Source organism: Meiothermus taiwanensis WR-220, assembly GCF_003568585.1.
Lineage (GTDB): Bacteria > Deinococcota > Deinococci > Deinococcales > Thermaceae > Meiothermus > Meiothermus taiwanensis.
Genome location: NZ_CP021130.1, coordinates 2,773,374 through 2,795,198 on the forward strand (window position 1 = coordinate 2,773,374; position 21,825 = coordinate 2,795,198).

Here is a 21,825-nt window from a genome sequence, read left to right on the forward strand (position 1 = left end):
AGCAGCAGGATTCCTTTCTTCAACCAACCGGATACCTTTTTATGAATGCCTCGTTTGTTTTCCACGCCCGCCAGTGTGGGCCCCGAGCGTGACAGAGCCTGTCTCGAATCTTTGACAAGCGAACAAACCCCTACCGCTTGGGCCTGAACCCAAGCCGACTTTATTGATGGCGTTACTAGGGATGTACAGCTTGCAGGGCCTCCACCCGCTTGGCCCCGCGATAAACCCGCTTATAGAAAGGGCTGTCCAGGCTTTCGATTACCACCCGGCTGCCGTAGCTGTTGGCGTGGGCGAACACGCCCCGGCCCAGGTAGATGCCCACGTGGTCAATTTGGCGGCCTCCAAAGCTGAAGAACACCAGGTCGCCCTGGCGCATCGCACCCTGCACGGTGCTGAAGGCTTCCCACTGTTCGCGGCTGGTACGGGGCAGTCTGATGCCCACTTCGGCAAAGACCTGCTGTACAAACGCCGAACAGTCCACCGCACGGTCGGAGCTGGCCCCAAACACATAAGGCAGCCCCAGGTATTTGAGCACCACCAGGATCAGGGGGTGGGTGGGGTCGTAGTCGGTGTCGGCGGGCTGGGGCTGTGGGGCGGGGTCGGGCGCAGGCGGGGTGGGGTTGGGCAGCGGGGTCGGGTTCGTCAGACTGGCCGAAGCGCCCGCGGGCGGGGTGGGGCTGGGGTTGGCTGGGGGCGGGTTGGGTGTCGAGGCAGGTGGGTTGCTAGGGGCCACCGCTCCTGCCTGGGGAATCCGGAGCACCTGGCCGGGTGAAAGATTGGTGCCCTCGAGGCCGTTTTCCCGCTGAATAGCCTGCACCGTGGAGCCGTAGCGCCGGGCGATGGAAAAAAGCGTATCCCCCCGCTGAACAGTGTGTTGTATGGTACGGGCCGGCAGCTGCAGCACCTGCCCTACGCTCAGGGTGGCCTCGCTCAGGCCGTTGAGCCGCATCAGGATTTCCACGGTGGTCTCGTGGCGTTTGGCAATGGAGTACAGGGTGTCGCCGCGTTGCACCGTGTAGGTGGGCCCATTCTGGGCCAGCACCAGCGCAACCAGCCAGGGCAACACAGCAATTGTGCGCATAACAAGGTAAGTATACGCTCAACCCCCCCGGCCTTGCGTTTATGAGCGGTTAATGCAGGCTGGCCTTTAGGCCCGGCGGAAAATCGTAAACATGAAATGGGTGATAAGGTTCGCAATTTCGTTTAAAGCCTAGCCATAAGAGTCCCTCACCCTGGCTGCGTAGCGTAGGAATCGAAGCCGAGTTAATCAGGCTTCAACAGCCCAAAAGGAGGTTTATATGCGAAAAAGCCGTGTAACCTTATTGGGGTTCATACTGGCCGTATTTTTCGGCACATTTGCCCACGCCCAGACCCAGTTCCGGGATGTTCCAGCCGGGCACTGGGCCCGCCAGGCCGTGGAGTTTGCCGTGCAGTGTGGCCTCATCGAGGGTTTCCCCGACGGCACCTTCCGTGGCGACCAGAACCTGACCCGCTACCAGGCCGCCCTGATTTTCTTCCGCCTCTACCAGACCAACCGCCTCGAGAACGCCCAGCCCGAGTGCCGTCTGGCGGTAGAGCGGGGAGCCCAGGAGGTAGCCCCCGAGCTTCAGCAGCTACAGCAGCGCTTCGAGGCCCTCGAGCGCACCACCCAGGATCAGGCCGCCCAACTGGCCGCGCTCGAGGCTGAGGTTAAGCGGGCCATCGAGACCAGCCAGCAAGCCGCGGCCCTCGAGCAGCGCCTGGTGACCCTCGAGCAACAAGTCCAGCGCCTGGCCCAGGCCCCGGCCCAACCGGCAGGCCCCACCCCGGCCGAACTCCAGGCCCGCATCGCAGCCTTGGAGGAGCAAGTCCAGCGGCTGGCCCAGGCCCCTGCCGCCCCCACTGCTCCGCAGGAAGTAGCAGCCCTCGAGCGCCGCATCGCCGCGCTGGAGGAGCAGATTCGCAACCGCCCCGACACCGCCCGCGTGGCTGCCCTGGAAGAGCAGGTGCGCGGCCTGAGCAACCAGGTCACCACGCTGCAAAACCAGGTCAACGAGCTGCGCCAGCAAACCCAGCAACCCGCACCACAACCCCAGCCTGAGGTGCGGCCCCCCGAAGCTCCCACGCTCGCTGCACCCCCGGCCCGCAATTTTTACCTCGGTGTAGGTGCGGCCCTGGGCATCGTTCCTCAGCCCAGCGGGGGCATCTTTGACAGCAGCAATATCAACCTTACCGGGATGGTAGGGGTGCGCGAGGCGTTGCTGGGATTCGGTTTGCGGGCCGGCCTGGACTACAACCTCAGCACCCAGGCCCTAGGAATCGAGGCCTACCTGATGCGTCACTTCGGCAGTGAACTTGTTAGCCCCTACCTGGGCGTGGGCGCCCGCTTCCTGCCCGCCCTGGCCGACCCCATCTACGGCAGTGCCGCCGTGGGGCTCGATATCAACCTGTCTGGCTCCCTCGGCCTCTTCGTGGAAGGCAACCCCCGCTTCGAGAGCGGCGGCAACTTTGGTCTGGGGGCACGGGCCGGCTTGAAGCTGAACTTCTAACACCCATCCTTGAGTAAAAAGAGCCCCCACCTGGGGGCTCTTGCTTTTTTGCACCCAGGAGGGCGCCGCCGGTGCCTGCTTTGGGATGGTTCATCGCCAGCGGGTTTTCTGTGGCACGCACAGGCACCGAGCATTTGATCTTGCAAAAACACGAGGCTTGTATTATGTATTATACATAATCACCGAAACCCATTCGGTGTGTACCATCCGACGCATCCTGGAGGTTCGCATGGGCATCCACTACCTGTTTCTGGACATGAACGCCTTCTTCGCCTCGGTGGAGCAACAACTCCGGCCCGAGCTGCGCGGCAAGCCGGTGGCGGTGGTGCCCATGCTGGCCGAGACCACCTGCTGCATTGCCGCCAGCTACGAGGCCAAGCGCTACGGCATCAAGACCGGCACGCTGGTGCGGGAGGCCCGGCTGTTGTGCCCTGGGCTCGAGCTAATCGAGGCCCGCCCCAAAGAGTACATCCGCGTTCATCATCAGATTCTGCAGGCCGTGGACAGCGTGCTGCCCGTCGAGGCGGTGCTCTCGATCGACGAGCTGGTCTGCAAGCTGATGGGCCGGGAAAAGGAACCGGAAAACGCCCTTAAACTGGGCCAGCAGGTCAAAGCGGCCATCTACCGGCGCGTGGGGGAAGAGCTTCGCTGCTCGGTGGGGCTGGGGCCCAACCGCTTTTTAGCCAAGGTGGCCGCCGAGATGCACAAACCCGACGGCCTGACCCTGCTACAACCTTCCGACCTGCCCCACCGGCTCTACTCGTTGCAACTGCGCGACCTGCCGGGTATCGGCCCCGGTATGGAGCGGCGCCTGTTCAAGCACGGGGTAACCACCGTGGAGGGGCTCTACCGGCTTTCTGCGCTGCAACTGGCCCAGGTCTGGGGCAGCCGGGTGCACGGTTTGGCCTGGTGGCACCGCCTGCGGGGCGCCGACCTGCCCGAAGCCCCCACAAGGCGGCGCAGCCTGGGCCACTCGCACGTGCTGCCCCCGGTATTCCGTAGCGAGGCCGGGGCCCGCGCGGTGCTCACCCGGCTGGTGCACCGGGCCGCCGCCCGGCTGCGCCACGAGGGCTACTGGGCGGGTTCGCTGGCCCTGTTTGTGCGCTTTCTGGAGGGGGGTGAGAAGCGCAAATGGGACGCCCATATCCGCATCCAGCCCAGCCAGGACACCCTGACCCTGTTGCGGGTGGCCCTTGGGCTCTGGCAGCAGAAGCCCGAGGGCACCCCTTTCAAGGTAGGAGTGGTTCTGGGAAACCTGATTTCCGGCGACCAGCTTAGCGAGCCGCTGTTTGAGTCCGAGCAAAAACTGGTGCGGCTGGCCCAGGCCATGGACAAGGCCAACAGCAAGTACGGCCCCCAGGCCCTCTACTTCGCCGGTATGCACCGCACCGAGCAGAGCGCCGTGACCCGCATCGCCTTTAATCGCATCCCCGACCTGGACTTGCCGGAGATTTGAAGACCGATCGGGGTTTTTCGGAGGGTTTTTGCCAAAACCATGACCAGCGCCCCTGCTGTAAAACCGAATCTATAGCTTTGCGCTTTTGGCCCCGGGCCTTAAGCTAGAACCCGTGAGTGCGCTCTACCGCCAGGCCCGCCCCACCACCTTCGATGAGATGGTGGGACAGGAGCATGTCAAGGAAGTGCTGCTCAACGCCTTGCGTTCGGGGCGGCTGGCCCAGGCCTACCTGTTTTCGGGGCCCCGGGGGGTGGGCAAGACCAGCAGCGCCCGGCTGATTGCCCAGGCGGTCAACTGCTCGAGCGACCCCAGGCCCTGCGGCACCTGCGAGGGCTGCCGGCTGGTGCGGGAGGGGCGGCACCCCGACGTGCTGGAGATTGACGCAGCCTCCAACAACTCGGTAGAGGACGTGCGCGAGCTGCGCGAGCGCATCCTGCTAAGCCCCATCCTGGGCCAGCACAAGGTGGTGATCCTGGACGAGGCCCACATGATGTCCAAGAGCGCCTTCAACGCGCTCTTGAAGACGCTGGAAGAGCCCCCACCCCACGTGATCTTCATCTTCGCCACCACCGAGCCCGAGCGCATGCCCCCCACCATCCTCTCGCGCACCCAGCACTTCCGCTTCCGACGGCTTTCCGAGGCCGAGATTGTGGAGAAGCTCCGGCGCATCCTGGCCTGGCTGGGCCGCGAGGCCGAACCCCAGGCCCTGCAGCTCGTGGCCCGGCTGGCCGATGGGGCCATGCGCGATGCCGAGAGCCTCCTGGACAGGCTGCTGACCCTCGAGGGCCCCCTCACCCTCAAGCAAACCGAGGAGGCCCTGGGGCTGCCCCCGCAAGAAGCTTTGTTTGCCCTGGCCGAGGCCCTGGACAAAGGGCAGCTCCGGCTGGCCCTGGAACAGGCCCATCGCCTGTACACCCAGGGCTTCGCCGCCCGCACCCTGGCCCAGGGGCTCCTGGAAGCCCTGCGGGCCGGGCTGTACGGGCGCATGGGGCTGGGCACAGGCCCCCACCTGAACCAGCCCGACGAACGCTTAGTAGCCGCCATGACCGCGCTGGACGAGGCCCAGGAGCGCCTCCTCAAGCGCTCGGATGTCATGTCGCTGGAGCTGGCCCTCCTCGATGCTTACCAGGCTCTCCACCCGGCCCCCACCTCCCCAAGCGCAACGGTAACGCCGGCACCGCCCAGCATCCCCGACTTCGACCCCAGACCCAAAAAGCTCGAGGCCCGCAAGGAGGCCCCCGCCGCGCCGGCCAGCCCCCCATCCCCTTCCCCCGGCGTGGCCGACCTGGCTTCGGAGTGGCGGCGGGTCATGAATGCGCTCAAGATGACCATCCGCGGCTTCGTGCGCGAGGCCGAGCCGCGCTTTGAGGAGGACAAACTGGTGCTTTTGTTCCCCGAGCGGGCCAGCTTCCACTTCCAGGGGGCGCAGAAGAACCTCGAGGAGATTCAGAAAGCAGTCCGGGAGGTGCTGGGCATCCAGCAGGTCGAGCTGCGCCTGGGTGGGAAAAAAAAACTAGCGGATGAGCCGGCAGGGAACCGGGCCAACAGCTTACGGGTGCCAGACCGTCCCGAAGGGGATCGTCCATCAACCCCACCCCCAACGGAAATCCCCCGCACCCCAGATACAGCCGCTCCAGCCCCCGCCCCCACCGATGCGCCCTGGGAGGAACCCGCTCTCTCCCCATCACACCCCCTGGATGGGGGCCCGCCCGAACCGGAACCCTGGCACCCCGAAGCGGCCCTCTTTGACCCCAACCCGCCCGACGAAGCCCTCGAGGAGACCGACGGCCAGGCCCGCAGCGAGGCCGGCCTGCTGGAAGACCCGCGTTTTCAGAAGCTCATCCACCTATTCGGTGGAAGGCTGCGCAAGTTTTACCCCGAGGCTCCGCGCGAGGTAGCGCTCGAGGCTCCTGCCCACGAGAGCGAAGGGGAGCCGGACTGATACCCGATCCGGTCAGCTCGGTTCCGGAAGGCAGCGAACCAACCCGATCGAAGGGGGTAGACATGCATTCCTCGGCTTGTCAAAGTGAACGACCTACCAAAATGCGTATGAAGCCAGGAACGCGCTGAATGGGCTGCGCACAGCCCAAAGTAGGGGTGTAGACTAACATTGCCATGAACACCAGCGACCTCAATGGGGAGACTCTAGACGGCATTCTCAAGCGCTTGCGTCGCATAGAAGGACAGGTACGGGGCTTACAAAAAATGGTCGAGGAAGGGCGCCCCTGCGAGGAAGTGCTCACCCAGATGACCGCTACCAGAAAGGCCATGGAGTCGGCTTCCACCCTCATCCTACAGGAGTTCCTGACCCTTTGCGCCCTTGACATCGCAAAAGGCGACACTCAAAAACCCGCGCAAATTGCCGCGATGCTGCGCAAGTTTGCGGGATAAGGGTCAATCTCGAGCCCGAATCTGGGCCACCACCCACCGCATGGCATCGCTGCCCTGGGCGGTAACGCCGCTGTGGTCTTCGCGGGACTGGAAGCGGAACAGGCGGGTTTTGGAGCCGTCGAGCCGGTGGTCGGGGTCGTCGTCGTGGATGAAGTTGACCGGGGCCAGGTTGAGCGGGCGGCGGCTCACCACCTCGAGGCCCACCCCCACGTTGGGCGGTACCACATCGTTGAGATCCTGTTGGGTCGGCAGGCCCGGCACCGTCAGCACCCTGCAGGGGCCGCCGCCTTCATCTGCGTTGAGCGGGAAGGGGCGTCGCAGCCCGCGGGCGTCGTAGTAATCCTGGATGATGCGGTTGTTACGCATATTATCGGTATCCCAGAAGCTACAGATAGCATCCAGGTAGATGGCATAGTCGAAGCGCACCTCGGGGTGGTTCCAGGCCAGCAGGCTGGCCCAGACCGTGCCGTGGGAGTGGGCCAGCAGCACCACCCGCGTGGGGTTCTCGAAGCCCCGGATCCAGTACTCGTAGACCCGTTTTAGATACCCTTCGGCCTCGAGGTAGCCCGGCTCCTGCTGCCGGGAGATGCCGCTGGTGTGGGCGTACAGGAAGGCCGAAACGTCGAAGTATTCCACGCTGTAGCCCAGTTCACGAAAAACCCCCACCACCGTCTGGGCGGTCTGGCGGGGGATGGTGCTGCGAGGAAACACCTCGTCGTCGAGGTAGCCGTAGTTGTCGAAGGGCGGATTGCAGCCATCCCCCACCACCGGCAGCGAAGCGCAGCGACCCGAAAAACCCATCACCACCACATCGGGGCTGCCTGCCGGTCGCAGGTTGCGCTGCGGCGGGGCGGGCAGGCAGGCGGCCAGCAGCACTACCAGCCAGAGCAGGTGCCTCATGGGTTTTAGGTTACAATTTTGGCATTCTTGAGGAACATAGCAAGGGTTCGTTCTGCCATAATCGAGCCAACCCCCGAGGAGCGATCACATCCCACCATGACTGCACACGCCGATATACACCTGAAGCTGAAAGACCACCTTGAGTTCCTCTACCCTGGCCGGGGCCAGGAAGTGCTGGGGCAGCTCATGGCCCTGCTCGAGGGCTACCCAGACCTGGCCCGACCGCACCCCACCCCTCCCTGGAGCGAGCAGGACGCCATCCTGATCACCTACCCCGACCAGATCACCCAGGCCGGCGAACCCCCCCTGCAAACCCTGCACCGCTTTCTGCGCCAGCACCTCCGGGGGGCTTTCTCCGGGGTGCACATCCTGCCCTTTTATCCCTACACCTCCGACGATGGCTTCAGCGTGGTGGACTTCAAGCAGGTCAAGCCCGCGTGGGGTACCTGGGAGGATGTCCAGGCCATCGCGGCGGATTTTCGCCTGATGGCCGATCTGGTATGTAACCACGTCTCGGCCTCGAGCCCCTGGTTCCAGGCTTTCTTGCGGGGCGATCCAAAGTACCAAAACTACTTCATCACCGTGGAGCCCGGCACCGACCTCTCTGCGGTCTTCCGGCCCCGCGCTTTGCCCCTGCTTACCCCCTTCCCCACCACAAGCGGCGAGAAGCTGGTCTGGACGACCTTCTCCACCGACCAGATCGACCTCAATTTCGCCCACCCCGAGGTGCTCCTGGAGGTCATAGATGCCCTGCTGCACTACGTGCACAAGGGGGCGCAGTTCATCCGGCTCGATGCGGTGGGCTTCATCTGGAAGGTGATCGGAACCAGCTGCATACACCTGGAAGGGGCCCATCGCATCGTCAAGCTGATGCGGCTGGTGCTGGATATAAAAGCGCCCCAGGTGGTGCTGGTTACCGAGACCAACGTGCCGCACCAGGGCAACATCGCGTATTTCGGCAACGGCCACGACGAGGCCCAGATGGTCTACCAGTTCCCCCTGCCCCCTTTGGTGCTGCACACCTTCCGCACCGGGGACGCCAGCAGGCTGGCTGCCTGGGCCGCCAGCCTGAAGCCGCCCTCCGAGCGCACCACCTTCTTCAACTTCCTGGCCTCGCACGATGGGCTGGGGGTGGTGCCGGCCCACGGCATTCTGGAGCCCGAAGAAATCGCGGCCCTCGTCCAGCAGGCCCTGGATCATGGGGGCCGGGTCAACTACAAGGACACCCCGGCGGGCCCGGTGCCCTACGAGCTATGCCTGACCCTGTTCGATGCCCTCAATCATCCCCACGGCGACGAGGACGAAGACCTCAAGATCGCCCGCTTCCTGGCAGCCCATGCCGTTCTCCTGAGCCTGCAGGGGGTGCCGGGGGTCTACATCCACAGCCTCTTCGGTTCCCCCTCCGACCACGCGGGCCTGCAAGAAAGCGGGATCAACCGCCGCCTCAACCGGCACAAGTTCACCGGGCCGGAGCTGGCTGGGCTGCTCTCCAACCCTCACTCGCGCGCCCGCAAGGTGCTGGCCCGCTTTACCCACCTGCTCAAGGTGCGGGCTTCTCACCCAGCCTTCCACCCCAACGCGCCCCAGGTGGTGATGGAGTCCAGGGAGGTCTTGCGCATCCTCCGGGGCTACCGCGACCGGCAGGTGGGGTGCTACATCAACGTGACCAACCAGCCCCAGCCCATCCGGCGGGTGGGGCGCGACCTGATTAGCGGCAAATACTTCGCCGGCAGCCTGCCTCCCTACGGGGTGGTGTGGCTGGTCTGAGGCTCCCACATCCTTCCCACCAAACCCATCTACCCTCCTAGGCGAACCTGGTTCACACGGGTTCTTGCAAAGGAGGTCAAGATGAAAAAAAGCATCTGGATTTCACTGATCGCCCTGATTGCCAGCCTGGCGCTGGCCCAGCCGCAGCCGCCCGTTCCCCCCACGCCCCCCCCTGCGGGCCCTGGCACGAATGCTCCTTTGGCCCCCAACCCCAGCTCCTATCGAGAGGCGGAGCGGGCTTCCAAAGAGCTCTACAGGCTGCAATTTGAGCTTTCGCACACGCAAGGCCCCCGCGTAGCCCTGGCCCAGCGCCTGGCCGGTGAAGCCCAGCGGGATTTCCAGGCCCAGCGCTATTTCCAAGCTGCCGAACGGGCCAAGGCCGCCCGGAAAATTCTGGTGGCCCAGCGCTTTGAAAGTGGGATGCTCACTGCAAGCCCCAGCGGTAGGCCCCGCCCAGTAAGCTACTCGGCCCCCTATAGAGCCCAGGAACGGATCACTCGTCTGGAAGCGGAGTTGGCCTATTACCGCAACAACAACCCGCTGGTGCGACAGCTCCTGCAAGAGGCTCGAGGCCTGCTAAGCCGGGTAAGTCCCAACGATTTTAGCTCCCTGTATCAGGCTGAAGCGGCCCATCACCTGGCCAGCGCTGCCGGGGATCTGATCAAGGCCGACCGGGGTTTCTAGCAAGCCTTGCATCACCCGCCCCTGGCGCTAAGGGGCGGGTTCTAATGAAAGGAGGTATCTGTGAAAAAGCTGTGGTTGTTACTGATTCCTTTGCTGGCAGCCTGTGCGCCCTATTATGGGCCTAGAGATTTCTGGGGGCCCCGCGAGCGGGATTTCTTTGAGGCGCTGGTAGGTTTTCTTTTCCTGATACTGCTTGTGCTGCTGATAGCTGTGGTTGTAGTGTGGGTGCTACGTCAGCTACGGCAGGGCCCGTGGTCTCAGCTCAAAGACGCTGTGCTCCCCCTCCCCTCTCCACTGGCCCCGCGAATCCGGGCCCTTAGGGAGGCCACAGGGTCGCTACCACCTGACCAGCGCGAGCGGTTGAATGACATGATTGTAGAAGTCTGGGAGGCCCTCGAGCGCGGGGATCGCAAGAGCGCCGAGGCGGGCGTGCTGCGGGCGGAAGCCTTCCTCGAGTTCAGCCGAAAGGAATAGGCGCGGCGTTATGGTAGGTCTTTGGTTGGTAGCCTTCGCATCCCCCCTGCTGCACATCGAGCAGGCTGTAAAGCTGGCCCAGAACCACCTGGGCCAGCCGTACGAACCTTACAAGGTTGAGTTCAAGCTGGACAAATCGCCCCCATACTTGGAGGTGCGGCTGGGGGGCTGGGAAATTTGGGTAGAGGCCCGCACCGGGCAGATTTTCCGCGTGCGCCCCAAACCCCCGCCCCCCCATACCCGCGAAGCTCACCTGCCTTTTAGTCAAGCCCTCCAGCTCGCCACAGCCAGCCTGGGCACGGTGGAGAAGCTCGAGCTCAAGCCCAAGCCCAAAGAACGTCTGTTGGTCTGGGAGGCCAAAACCGGCCGCCGGGAGATTTGGATTGAGGCCCGCACCGGGCAGATAGTCCTTCGCAGGTGAGTATGCGGCTTTTGTTGGTAGAAGATCACACCGGGCTGGGCCGGTTGTTGCAAGACACCCTCAGCGGTCAGGGATTTGCGGTGGATCTGGCCGAGGATATGGCCAGCGCCGATGGCCTGCTGCAAAGCTTCCCTTACGACCTGGTGGTTTTGGATCTGGGCCTTCCAGATGGGGACGGCATCGAGCTATTGCAATCGCTCCGGGCTCGAGGCGAGAAGATGCCCGTGCTGATTCTAACTGCCCGGGATGGCCTGGCCGACCGGGTAAAAGGCCTGGAAGCCGGCGCTGACGACTACCTGGTCAAGCCCTTCCACCCCGAGGAGCTGGTAGCCCGGATCAGAGCCCTTTTGCGGCGGGCTCGAGGGGAGCCTACCAACCGCTTTAAGGTGGGTCGACTGGAGCTGGATATGGAGCTAAAAAGGGCCTGGTGGGACGGGCAGTCGGTACACCTGTCCGGTCGGGAGTATGCCCTCCTGGAGTTCCTGGCCCTCCACGCCGAGGGTTATTTTTCCCGCGAGGCCCTTATGGAGAAAGTCTGGCCCGGAGAGGCCGCCATAGACCCGCGTACGGTGGACACCTATGTGCGCTACCTGCGGCGCAAGCTCTCGCCGGAGGCTATAGAAACCGTGCGCAATCTGGGCTACCGTTTTCTGGGATGAGCCTGCGCCTGCGCCTGACCTTGCTGGTGATGGTGGTGACCACCGCCGGCTTCCTGGCGAGTGGGGTTCTGCTCAGGTGGGGCCTCGAGGCCAGCCTGCTCCGCCGGCTGGACAGCCAGCTCGAGCGCGCCACAGATATTGCGCTCACCCTTCTGGGCCCCGACCCCGAGGACGGCAGTTCACGCTTTGTTCCAGAGCGGGGCCTGCCGGTTTTACCCCAGCTACTCCCGGGTCTGGTGCTGCTACTGGTGGACGAAAGCGGCACCTTACTGGACGCCTTTGGCCGTCCACCCGCCCCCAGGCTACTGGAGGAGCTGGCCCAGGGAAAATCCTCTGTCTATCGGATACACACCCGCCCTCTCGCAGACGGCCTGCTGCTTCGCGCGGCCCTCCCCCTCGAGCCCGTTCAGGAAAGCCTACGGTTTCTAACCCGTCTTCTTTTGTGGATTATTCCCCTGGTCTTCCTAGGAACCCTGGCGGGGGCCTATTTTCTTCTGGGGCGCGGCCTGAACCCGCTGGATCGCCTCACCCGTCGGGCCATGACCCTGGCCGAGCAGCGCCGGTGGGGTTCCAGCCTGCCCGAGCCCAGAAGCCGCGACGAAGTGTGGCGCTTTGTGCGCGCTGTCAATAGCCTGCTCTTTGCCTTGGGCGAGGTTATCCAGAGCGAGCGCCGCTTCACCCAGGATGCCGCTCATGCGCTGCGCACCCCGCTGTCTATCCTGAGCGGCCGCCTTGAGCGGGCCCTGGCCCAGGCCCCCGCTTCGGTAAAGCCAGAGCTTTTAGAAGCCCAAAAAAGCCTGCGGGATATGCTGGACTTGGTGGAGTCCCTACTCCATCTGGCCCGGGCCGATGCCGGCAGCCTGGAGAAACGCCCGGTGTTCCTGGACACTCTTGCCTTCGAAGAATCTGAGCGTATGCGGGAAGCCTTTAACCGGCTGGACTGGTTCTTGCCCGAGGAACCGGTGGTGGTATCTGGGGACGAAACCGCCTTGCGGGCTGCCATCCGAGCCCTGCTAGAAAACGCCCTGCACCACGGTGGGGGGCAGGCCAGCCTGCGGGTGTACCCCCAGGGACGGCAAGCCTATCTTGAGGTTCACGACCAGGGGCCAGGCCTCGAGCCCGGACAAATCCCCCACATTTTCCAGCGCTTTTACCGTGGGCGGCGAAGCGCTGGCAGCGGGCTGGGGCTGGCTTTGGTAGATGCCGTTGTACGCTGGCACGGGGGCCAGGTCATAGCCGGGCGATCCCCAGAGGGCGGTGCGCTCTTAGGGTTTGCCTTACCGTTGCAAACAAAATCGTAAGCAGACTGGCCGGGAGGTCTTGCTTCCGTGGTTTGTTTAGTTCTGGGCCAGCTCGAGCATCTTCTCTATCTGGGTCACCTTGACCCGCGGGCGGCCCTGGGCCTGCCCCTGGGCGCATTCGTGCTGGTCGAGTTTGAGCCAGTGCTCGAGGGTCACGTACCGCACCCCGCGCGACTGCAATAGCTGGGTGACCGCCTGGGGACTGGGCTCGGGGGCCCGGGGCAGACCGGGAGCATCCTCCAGCAAAAGCCGGATGGTCTCGGTGGCATCGGCCTTGTTGGTGCCGATCACCCCGCTGGGGCCGCGCTTGATCCAGCCGGCGGTATACTCGCCCACCGCCACCTGGCCCTCGCGCAAAACCCGCCCGCCCTGGTTGGGGATGACCCCCTTGCGGCTGTCGAAGGGCACCTCGGGTAGGGGCACGCCCTTGTAGCCCACCGAGCGCAGCACCATCCCCACCTCGAGCTCCTCAAACTCGCCCGTGCCCACCGCGTTCAGGTTCTCGTCCAGGCGGTTTTTCTCCAGGCGGATCCTCTGCACCCGGCCCTCGCCCAGCACCTCCACCGGCGAAACAAAGAAGCGGATGTGGATCCGGCGGGGCTTGCCGCTAAGGGGCCTGGCCGCGAACTCCCGCAGCACCTCGAGGTTCTTGAGCAGGGCCGGATCGTGGGCAATGGAGGCCGCGCTTTTTTCGTCGAGCTCGAGCTCCTCCGGCCTCACTATGACATCGGCGTTGTGGAGCTCGCCCAGCTCCCGCAGCTCCTTGGTGGTGAACTTGGCCTGGGCCGGCCCCCGCCGCCCCAGCATGTAAATATCGGTCACCTGGCTCTCTTCCAGCACCGGCAGGGCATGGTCGGCAATATCGGTTTTGCCCAGCTCCTCCGCCGACTTAGCCAGGATGCGGGTCACGTCCACCGCCACATTGCCCATACCCACCACCGCCACACCCCGCACATCCAGCCGGATATCCAGGTTCTGGTAATCGGGGTGGCCGTTGTACCAGGCCACAAACTCGGTGGCCGAGAGGCTGCCCGGCAGGTCTTCACCGGGAATGTTCAGGTGGCGGTCGCTGGAGGCCCCCACCGTGTAGACCACCGCATCGTAGTGGCGCTTTAGGTCGGCGTAGGTGAGGTCGCGGCCATACTCCACGTTGCCCAAAAACCGCACCCGTGGATCTTGCAGCACCTTCTGCATCACCTTGGTGACCGACTTGATGGTCTGGTGGTCGGGGGCCACCCCATAGCGCACCAGGCCATAGGGGGTGGGTAGCCGGTCGAAGACATCCACCGAGACCGCCACCTCGCCCTGTTTGATCAGGGCCTCGGTAGCATAGATACCCGAGGGCCCCGCACCAATGACTGCTACCCGTAAGGGGCGGTTTGCGTCCAACTGCTCTGCCATCTATCTCCTCCGGTTTGTGTCTGGAATCGGGCCGCGGATGCACCGCGTTCAGATAGGGCCAATCATATCCCATCCTCCCGCCGCAAACACTACGCCCTGAGCAATGCGATCAGTGCGGCGTACAACCCAGCCCCCACCCCATACAGCCCCAGCCAGAGCAGGTCGGCCACCCGCAGCCGCCGGCGCAGCAGCTGCACAACCCCCACCCAGAACAGCCCCAGCGAACCCACCAGGCAAAACAGGCTCAGGTAGGCGATAAACACTGGGGCCGCTACGCTGCGGACCAGCAGCCAGGAGCCCCCTGCCATGACCAGCGGGAGCCAGAGGAGCAGGGCGGCGTAGATCAGCCAGCGGCGGCCTTGCACCCCTTCATTATCGCAGGAGGTCGCCCACCCAGCTCGAGCCCCTTAGCAAAACGCCGCTCGGTCTGAAGGTAGACAAGTTCCGGTGAAAAGCCCAAAAAGGCTTTCCAGGTAGCATCTAGGGTAAGCTCGAGCGCCCCCGGCAGCGGCAGTCCAAAACACCCAGATGCGTGGGGTTTTCATCTGTCTTTGCTATTTAGCCAGAGCTCGACGCGGTACCACAGTAGGTAACTAGCAGCACCAACAGCGAGCAGGATGAGCCAAGATATCCACGGAAATAGCAGGTAAGCGATCAAGGCAGCCCCGAAAGCCACATACGATGCTTCATAAGCGGCAATTTTTCTTTGATCTCCGCGCGCAAATTTTTGCAAAAACTTCTCCTCGAGATTGGTAACGAAAGGATGTAGCAAGTATATCAAGGCGAATACGATCGCAAATCGGAAAATCAATACTCCAAGGTCACTGGAAGGTGATATAAGCTCTCGGGCAACAGCTATGCCCGAGGAATAAAGAAGGCTTTCTCTGAGGCGCTTCATGGCGATCCTTAGGGGTAGTTATAGGCGTGCCCATTGAAAAAAGAAGGTTAGCGCCACCGCAAGTAAAAGCAGAAGAACAAGCGCCCAACCGCTTTCCATACCCCAAGCATAAATTGCGGGCACTACCAGCAGAAAAGCCGAGATGGTATCAAATATGAGAAAGAAACCTTTCTTCGCACCTCTCTTGGTGGTATCGGTGCCAGCTGCGGTCGTTCTTTCAGGGTAGAAGATAGCCTGCAACACGATCCCCAAAATAATCGCCACCGCCATTGGCACACGATTAGCCAAGTCGCTCCACAGATCCCCACCTTGCAGGCTATGGATTAAGGAAAACAAAATGCCTACAGCCAAAACATAGAGACCTATAGCCAAGTAAGCTAGAAGCCTTTTGATCATAGATGCTGGGCTGGCCGTCTCGGGCCTGAGCTAGAACGAGGGCCAACGGGGTAAGCGATGGCTAGGGCTTGATTGGCTCTCCGCATGGTTCCTCACTTTTGAAGTCTCAATAGCAGCAGCGCTGGTACTACAGGTATAGCAAAGCAACACCCCCTAAGCAATGTGGGCTACTTTGGTTGGCCCAAGCTAAGGCATTGTAAGCACCGCATAGACAGGTGCCCATTCGAGTTTTTAGCATGGTTTTTATGACTGTACGCAAAGCCCGCGTCACCTGCCCGCTGGACTGCCCCGACGCCTGCTCGCTGATCGCCAGCATCGACGAGGAAAGCAACACCCTGCTCAAAATCGAGGGCGACCCCCGCCACCCCATCACCCAGGGCTTCGCCTGCGTCAAGACCTACCGCTACCCCGAGCGCAACCACCACCCCCTGCGCCCGCTCTACCCGCTGCGGCGGGTGGGCAGGAAGGGCGAGGGGCGGTTTGAGCGGGTGAGCTGGGAGACTGCGCTGGACGAGATCGCCGAACGCCTAAAGGAGATCATCGAGAAATACGGCCCCGAGGCGGTTCTGCCCTACTACTACGCCGGCACCATGGGGCTCATGCAGTACGAGCATCCCCTGGCTTTCTTCCGGGCCATCGGGGCCAGCGAGCTGGAGACCACCATCTGCGCGACGGCGGGCCGGGAGGCCTGGGTGAGGAGCTACGGCGACCGCTATGGGGTAGACCCGGAGGATGTCCCCCAGGCCAGGTTTATCCTGCTGTGGGGCATCAATAGCCTGCACACCCACACCCACCTGACCCCCTTTTTGAAAAAAGCCCGGCAGAACGGGGCCCGCATCGTGCACATCGACCCTTACGAGAACCTGACCAGCCGCTTTGCCGACGAGCACATCAAGATCCGCCCCGGAAGCGACGCGGCCCTGGCCTATGGGATGGCCCGGGCGATTGTGCAGGCCGGGCTGCACGACAAAGACTACATCGCCCGCATGACCACCGGCTTCGAGGCCTTTATGCAGGTGGCGGAGGCGTGGACGCCAGAGAGGGTGGAGGCCGTCACGGGGGTGCCCGCCGAGGTGGTAAAGAGGCTGGCCCTCGAGTTCGCCCAGGCCAAGGCCAGCCTGATCCGCACCAGCTACGGCCTGACCCGCCACCCCGGAGGGGGCAGCGCCCTGCGGGCGGTGATCCTGCTGCCGGCCATTACCGGGGCCTGGCAGTACCCGGGGGGCGGGGCCCTGCTCAGCACCTCGGGGGCCTTTTTCCTCAACCGCCGCTACCTGGGGGGAGCCCACCTGCTGGCCGCCCGGCCCACCCCACCGCGGCGGATCAACATGACCCAGATCGGCAGCGCCCTCACCAGCCTGGAGCCGCCCATCCGGGCCCTGTTTGTCTTCAACTCCAACCCGGCGGTGGTGGCCCCGCGCTCCGACCTGGTGCAAAAGGGCCTGCAGCGCGAGGATCTGTTTACGGTGGTGCTCGAGCAGGCCCTTACCGAGACCACTCGCTACGCCGACTATGTGCTGCCCGCCACCACCTTTCTGGAGCACCCCGACCTCTACACCGCCTACGGCCACTACTACCTCTCCTGGAACGAGGCGGTGATGCCGCCCCAGGGCGAGGCCCGGCCCAACACCTGGGTTTTTGCCGAGCTGGGCCGGCGGCTGGGCCTGGAGGAGCCCACCCTCTACTGGGACGCCGAGACCCTGGCCCGCTCGCTTTTAGACACCGACCACCCCTGGCTGCAGGGCATCACCCTCGAGCGCCTCAAGGCCGAGGGCTTCGTGCGGCTCAACATCCCCCGGGGCTTCCGGCCCTTTACCGAGCGGGCCGGCACCCCTTCCGGCAAGGTGCAGTTCGACCCCCCGCCGCAGGTGATCCTGACCGAGCCCACCCCGGAGTTCCCGCTCATCTTGCTCACCCCTCCCGCCAAGCACTTCCTGAACACCACCTACGGGCACATCGAGCGCCTGGTGCAGGGCGAAGGGGGGGAGCCCACCCTGCTGGTACACCCCGAGGACGCGCGGGCCTTTGGCGTGGTGGACGGCGCGCGGGTGCGGGTGCGCTCCCAGCACGGCGCGGTGGTGCGGCGGGTGCGGGTGAGCGAGGCCCCCATCCGGGGTACGGTGGTGCTGGAGGGCACCTGGTGGGAAAAACCCGCGCCGGACGGCAAGGGCATCAACTGGCTGACCGGCGAACACCTCACCGACATGGGGGCGGGCTCCACCTTCCACTCCAACCCGGTGCGGTTGGAAGGTTTGGACTAGGGGGCTGGGGTGGGCTCCAAACCCACCCGCCACAGCCCTTCTTCCCGCATGGCCCAGGCCGGGTACTCCTCCTGGGCCAGGAAGCGCCGGGCGTACAGAGCGGCCAGCCGGGCATGGCGTTCGCTATCCAGCTCGTAAAGCAGGGCCACGCTGGCCGCGTCGGCCAGGGTGCGCAGGGCCTCCTTGGCCTGCCACTGGGCCTCCTCGGGGGAGAGGCTTTGCAGGCGGCGGAGGGTGCGCTCCAGGCTATTCAGCGCCAGCCTGGCCTCCTCGCCGCCCACCGCCTCGAGCTTGGCGGCAAACTCGGCCAGGAAGGGCTCGGCCGCGCCCTTGCGGAAGAGCACCTCGAGGGTATCTAAAGCCTGCACGTTGGCGGGGCCTTCCCAGATGGGGGTGATCAGGGCCTCGCGGGCCAGGCGGGCGATGGCGAAGTCCTCCACAAAACCCACCCCGCCGAAAAGCTCCATGCCCAGCTGGGTGCAGTAGGTGCCGTGCTCGGCGGTGCGGGCCTTGGCCAGGTGGGCCAGCAGCCGGGCGTAGTGGTAGCGGGGGCTGTAGGGCGGGGTCTCCTGCCAGGCCGCCTCCCAGGCCGCCACCGCGCGGAAGGTCAGGGCCAGGCCGCCGGCGATGCGCACCGCCAGGTCGGTCAGGTCGCGGCGGATGAGGGGGTGCTCCTCCAGTTTTTTGCCAAAGGCCCGGCGCGAGCGCACCCGGAAGAGGGCCTCGAGCTGGGCCTTGCGGGCCAGCCCCATGGCCCCGCAGGCGTTGGCCAGGCGCGACAGGGTCAGGGTTTCCAGGATGTAGTAGATGCCCTCCTCGGCCCGGCCCACCAGATGGGCCTCGGCCCCCTCGAACTCCACCTCGCCCGAGGGCACCGCGCGGGTGGCGAGCTTGTCCTTGAGCCGCCGCACCCGGTAGTTGAGCCGGCCCTGGCTGTCCAGGCGCGGCACCAGAAAGAGCGCAACGCCCTTGGGCCCCGCCGGCGCGCCTTCGGGCCGGGCCGAGACGATGGCGTAATCGGTGAGGCCGGCCCCACTGGAGAAGTATTTGTCGCCCCACAGCCGCCAGACCGCCCCCTCGGGCACCGCCCGCACCTGGTTGGCCCCCAGGTCGGAGCCGCCCTGCACCTCGGTCATCCAGGTCGCGCCAAAGGCCCGGCCTGCCAGGAGTTCCTCTTTCCAGCGGGCCAGCTGCGGGGCGTACTTGTGGATGGCGTAGACGGTGGCGTTGGTGATGGTCTGGATGCAGTAAAGCCCGGGGTCGGCCAGCAGGTAGCCCAGGGCAAAGTGCAGGTGCCAGCTTCCCCCCTGGTAGGGGGCCCGGTTGATGGCGGCCAGTTCGCGGTTGAGGGCCTCCTGGGCCGGGGATAGCCGCACCCGGTCGATGCGCTGGCCGTCCAGGTCGTGCATCACCAGCACCGGACGGGCTTCTTTATCCACGTGGTCGGCGATGCGGTAGGCCGCCCCCCCGGCCAGAGCCCCGAAGCGCTCGAGCTCTTCCTTGTGGTTTCTCCAATCTTTCCAGTGGCGCTCCAGCAAGGCCGGCAGATCGGGCTCCAAGGCCCAGTGGTTCTTGCCGTAGGCATAGGACTGGTGTTCCATAACTACCCCGCTTTCAGCAGTAGTATAGGGCCTATGCGCATCATCGACCTCCGCTCCGACACCGTGACCCGGCCCACCCCGGCCATGCGCAAGGCCATGGCCGAGGCCGAGGTGGGCGACGATGTCTACGGCGAAGACCCCACCGTGAACCGGCTCGAGGCCCTCGCGGCCGAGATGCTGGGTTTCGAGACCGCCCTTTTTATGCCCAGCGGCACCATGACCAACCAGGTCGCCCTGATGCTGCACCTCAAGCGCGGGCAGGAGGTGATCGCCCCCGAAGGGGCCCACATCTACGAGTACGAGCCGGGCTCGCTGGCGGTGCTCGCGGGCGGAACCATCCGGCTGGTGAAGGCGCCCTACGGCATACCCGACCCCGAGGCGGTGCGGGCCGCCATCCACACCTCGGTGCACCAGGCCCCCACCGGCCTGATCGCCCTGGAGAACACCCACAACACCGCGGGCGGCACGGTGGTGCCCATCGCCGTGCAGCGGGCCATCCAGCGGGTGGCGGAGGAGGCCGGGCTGCCCACCCACCTGGACGGGGCGCGTTTTTTCAACGCGGTGGTGGCCCTGCAAACCACCCCCGTCGAGCTGGCCAAAGGCTTCCGCACCGTCTCTATCTGCCTATCCAAGGGGCTGGGGGCCCCGGTGGGCTCCCTTTTGCTGATGCCCAAGGAATACCGCGCCGAGGCCTGGCGCTACCGCAAGCTGCTGGGCGGGGGGATGCGGCAGGCGGGGGTGCTGGCCGCGGCGGGCATCCTGGCCCTGACCGAAGGCCCCGGGCACCTGGCCCGCGACCACCAGATGGCCCGGGCCCTGGCCGAGGGGTTGTTGCGGCTTTGCCTCGAGGTGGATCTGCAGGCGGTGCAGACCAACATGGTGTACGTGCAGATACCCCAGGCCCCGGCCTTCGTCCAGCGCCTGCGCGGGCTGGGCGTGCTGGCCAACGCCATGGGGCCCAGCCGGGTGCGCTTCGTCACGCACCGCGACCTGCACGACGAGGACATCCCTCTGGCCCTGAAGCGAATCGAGCAGGCCTTGCAGGTGGCCTAGGCCTCCCCTACTCCTTCCACTCCTCCACCGACTTGTACTGCACCAAGGCGGCGTAGGTGGTTTGTGAACCACTCTGGGAGGTGGAAAACTTGACATCTATCAGAAGAGCCTCCAGGGGAAGGCTTTCTACAAAACGGTTGAGGCGTTCCTGGAATATATCGGGATCCGTAGCCGAAATTAGCTTGAACTGCACTCCTTGCATACCAAAAGACTAGCGCAAGAACCGGCCGAACCGGGTGCAAAACCCGGTTGGGTCAAGCCCGGCCGGCCAGCAGTTGCTCCGGCCGGTCACCGATCACACCGTCCACACCCCACCCCAGCAGCTCCCGCACCGCCGCGGCCTGGTTAACCGTCCAGGTGACCACAAACATCCCACGGGCCTTGAAGTATTCCACCTTTTCCCGGCTCAGCAGCTTACTTAGCGGATGCACCCCCTGCACCGGCAGGCAGGGTACCAGCTCTTCCATCTCGGTCTCGGCATAGAGCAGGGCCAGCGGGACATCTGTCCCCAGGCGGTGCAGCCGGATCAGGGCCAGGGGGTCGAAGCTGCTGATCCAGGCCCGTGCGCGCCCTGGCCAGCTCTGCAAGACCTGTACCAGTAGCGCTTCACGGCCATCCGAGGGGCCCGGCCGGCTTTTGAGCTCGAGGTTGAGCCAGGCTTGGGGGAATCCCTCGGCCAGGGCCAAGACCTGCTCGAGTCGGGGCAGCCAGGGCGCTTGCTGCTGCAAGGTGGGCCAGTCCAGCGCGGCAATGGGCTGGCCCTCTAGCTCAAAGTCGTGGTGCACCACCAACACCCCGTCGCGGGTGCGCTGCAGGTCGAGCTCGAGGCCGTCCAGGCCGGCCTCCAGGGCCTTGCGAAAGGACTCGAGGGTATTTTCCTTGGCCTGCAGTGGAGCGCCGCGATGCCCTAGAAGCAAGGGTTTACCTGATAACATGCCATTTCTCCTTGCCAGAGGTACTCACTTCCCAAACCGCTTTTGTGTCTGGGAGTCGAGATTATACCGCTTTCAAGCAAATTGTACGTGATGGATGAAAGCAAGCCGGTCTGCGCATGTTGTAGACTGCTAAATATGGGCAAATATGATGCGCGTCTTTCGCAATTGACCCAGTCCCCCATCATTGCTCGGCTCGAAGGCCCCGGCGGTCTTCTGGCCTTAAGTAGCCGAGAATTGTTCTACCTAGACGATAACACCTCACAGAGCTCACGCCTTTCCATAATCAAGCGCATTAGCGTAAACAAGCAGACCGGCACCATAGACGTGATGAGCGAGCAGGGGATCCTCATGAGCATTGCCCCGGCCGCTTTCCAGAAAGACGAATTAAAGCTTTTCCTGGAGTCGCTCAAAGGACATGTGCTCAGGGCCAAGTCCGAAGCCACCCAGACCGATGAGCCCCCCCGGGTGGTCGAGTCGGTAGAAACACCCCCACCCACACCGGATGCTGCCCGCGAAGCCAGTGTTCCACCCCCCAGCCCCCCCACGCCCCAACCCACCTACCCGACACCCCCGGAAACACCGCCGGTTGCGCCAGCTTTTTCTAACCAACTCAACATCACAGAACCAGCCAAAACCCTCCCCGATGAACCCAGCGATTCCATCTGGGCCTATGAGGGTTCGCCTAAGCCCAGCTCCGCT

At 64.4% G+C, this 21,825-nt stretch carries 21 protein-coding genes; 12 read left to right on the top strand and 9 right to left on the bottom strand.

The annotated features are described in order from the left end of the window. Positions 1–175 precede the first annotated feature (175 nt). Complete coding sequence (locus tag MTAI_RS13675) at positions 176–1,081, bottom strand: C40 family peptidase (protein WP_027888977.1); 906 nt, start codon at positions 1,079–1,081, stop codon at positions 176–178. Between the two features lie 217 nt (positions 1,082–1,298). Here MTAI_RS13675 and MTAI_RS13680 point away from each other — a divergent pair, with 217 nt between their 5' ends. From MTAI_RS13680 to MTAI_RS13695, 4 genes are all read left to right on the top strand, one after another. Continuing rightward, the gene (locus MTAI_RS13680) at positions 1,299–2,528 is read left to right on the top strand and encodes an S-layer homology domain-containing protein (protein WP_027888976.1); all 1,230 of its coding nucleotides are present in this window, start codon (positions 1,299–1,301) and stop codon (positions 2,526–2,528) included. A 196-nt stretch (positions 2,529–2,724) separates the two neighbouring features. Then, entirely contained in the window at positions 2,725–3,984 is a 1,260-nt protein-coding gene (locus MTAI_RS13685) for a DNA polymerase Y family protein (protein ID WP_223299549.1), read from the top strand. Between the two features lie 112 nt (positions 3,985–4,096). Further along, a complete protein-coding gene (dnaX, locus tag MTAI_RS13690; RefSeq protein ID WP_027888974.1) occupies positions 4,097–5,926 on the top strand; it encodes a DNA polymerase III subunit gamma/tau in 1,830 nt (609 codons plus the stop codon). 173 nt (positions 5,927–6,099) lie between these two features. Then, on the top strand, positions 6,100–6,375 hold the full coding sequence (locus MTAI_RS13695) for a metal-sensitive transcriptional regulator (RefSeq protein WP_027888973.1): 276 nt from the start codon (positions 6,100–6,102) through the stop codon (positions 6,373–6,375). Positions 6,376–6,378: 3 nt separating this feature from the next. Here the strand turns inward: MTAI_RS13695 and MTAI_RS13700 are convergent, their stop codons facing one another. Next, complete coding sequence (locus tag MTAI_RS13700) at positions 6,379–7,275, bottom strand: alpha/beta hydrolase (RefSeq protein ID WP_027888972.1); 897 nt, start codon at positions 7,273–7,275, stop codon at positions 6,379–6,381. A gap of 96 nt (positions 7,276–7,371) precedes the next feature. On the opposite strand from MTAI_RS13700, the gene MTAI_RS13705 reads away from it, so the two are divergent. From MTAI_RS13705 to MTAI_RS13730, 6 genes are all read left to right on the top strand, one after another. Beyond that, positions 7,372–9,042, top strand: a complete 1,671-nt coding sequence (locus tag MTAI_RS13705; protein WP_187388562.1) for a sugar phosphorylase — start codon at positions 7,372–7,374, stop codon at positions 9,040–9,042. Between the two features lie 81 nt (positions 9,043–9,123). Then, the gene (locus tag MTAI_RS13710) at positions 9,124–9,726 is read left to right on the top strand and encodes a hypothetical protein (protein WP_013015272.1); all 603 of its coding nucleotides are present in this window, start codon (positions 9,124–9,126) and stop codon (positions 9,724–9,726) included. 60 nt (positions 9,727–9,786) lie between these two features. Next, positions 9,787–10,200: a hypothetical protein gene (locus MTAI_RS13715; protein WP_013015273.1), complete on the top strand. Its 414-nt coding sequence runs from the start codon at positions 9,787–9,789 to the stop codon at positions 10,198–10,200. A gap of 10 nt (positions 10,201–10,210) precedes the next feature. Next, the gene (locus MTAI_RS13720; RefSeq protein ID WP_013015274.1) at positions 10,211–10,621 is read left to right on the top strand and encodes a hypothetical protein; all 411 of its coding nucleotides are present in this window, start codon (positions 10,211–10,213) and stop codon (positions 10,619–10,621) included. A gap of 2 nt (positions 10,622–10,623) precedes the next feature. Next, entirely contained in the window at positions 10,624–11,280 is a 657-nt protein-coding gene (locus tag MTAI_RS13725; RefSeq protein WP_013015275.1) for a response regulator transcription factor, read from the top strand. After that, complete coding sequence (locus MTAI_RS13730) at positions 11,277–12,581, top strand: sensor histidine kinase (RefSeq protein WP_187388563.1); 1,305 nt, start codon at positions 11,277–11,279, stop codon at positions 12,579–12,581. Before MTAI_RS13725 ends, MTAI_RS13730 begins: the two co-directional genes overlap by 4 nt. Positions 12,582–12,617: 36 nt before the next feature. Here MTAI_RS13730 and MTAI_RS13735 read toward each other — a convergent pair whose 3' ends face one another. The 4 genes from MTAI_RS13735 to MTAI_RS13750 form a co-directional block, all read right to left on the bottom strand. After that, positions 12,618–13,982, bottom strand: coding sequence for an FAD-dependent oxidoreductase (locus MTAI_RS13735; protein ID WP_027888169.1), 1,365 nt, complete (start codon positions 13,980–13,982; stop codon positions 12,618–12,620). 89 nt (positions 13,983–14,071) lie between these two features. Beyond that, the gene (locus MTAI_RS13740) at positions 14,072–14,347 is read right to left on the bottom strand and encodes a hypothetical protein (protein WP_027888170.1); all 276 of its coding nucleotides are present in this window, start codon (positions 14,345–14,347) and stop codon (positions 14,072–14,074) included. 176 nt (positions 14,348–14,523) lie between these two features. After that, positions 14,524–14,880 carry a hypothetical protein gene (locus tag MTAI_RS13745; protein ID WP_027888171.1) on the bottom strand — a complete coding sequence of 119 codons (357 nt, stop codon included), beginning with the start codon at positions 14,878–14,880 and terminating at the stop codon, positions 14,524–14,526. 18 nt (positions 14,881–14,898) lie between these two features. Next, entirely contained in the window at positions 14,899–15,276 is a 378-nt protein-coding gene (locus tag MTAI_RS13750; protein ID WP_027888172.1) for a hypothetical protein, read from the bottom strand. 245 nt (positions 15,277–15,521) lie between these two features. Between MTAI_RS13750 and MTAI_RS13755 the strand changes: the two genes are divergently transcribed. Next, positions 15,522–17,537, top strand: coding sequence for a molybdopterin-containing oxidoreductase family protein (locus MTAI_RS13755; protein WP_027888173.1), 2,016 nt, complete (start codon positions 15,522–15,524; stop codon positions 17,535–17,537). On the opposite strand, the gene MTAI_RS13760 is transcribed toward MTAI_RS13755, so the two are convergent. Then, complete coding sequence (locus tag MTAI_RS13760; RefSeq protein ID WP_027888174.1) at positions 17,534–19,138, bottom strand: acyl-CoA dehydrogenase family protein; 1,605 nt, start codon at positions 19,136–19,138, stop codon at positions 17,534–17,536. The genes MTAI_RS13755 and MTAI_RS13760 overlap by 4 nt on opposite strands. Positions 19,139–19,171: 33 nt before the next feature. On the opposite strand from MTAI_RS13760, the gene MTAI_RS13765 reads away from it, so the two are divergent. Next, complete coding sequence (locus tag MTAI_RS13765; protein ID WP_027888175.1) at positions 19,172–20,191, top strand: threonine aldolase family protein; 1,020 nt, start codon at positions 19,172–19,174, stop codon at positions 20,189–20,191. Between the two features lie 7 nt (positions 20,192–20,198). Here the strand turns inward: MTAI_RS13765 and MTAI_RS13770 are convergent, their stop codons facing one another. Together MTAI_RS13770 and MTAI_RS13775 are read right to left on the bottom strand one after the other, a co-directional pair. Continuing rightward, positions 20,199–20,393, bottom strand: coding sequence for a hypothetical protein (locus MTAI_RS13770; protein WP_027888176.1), 195 nt, complete (start codon positions 20,391–20,393; stop codon positions 20,199–20,201). A gap of 52 nt (positions 20,394–20,445) precedes the next feature. Further along, positions 20,446–21,126, bottom strand: a complete 681-nt coding sequence (locus MTAI_RS13775) for a glycerophosphodiester phosphodiesterase (RefSeq protein ID WP_027888177.1) — start codon at positions 21,124–21,126, stop codon at positions 20,446–20,448. Between the last annotated feature and the right edge of the window lie 699 nt (positions 21,127–21,825).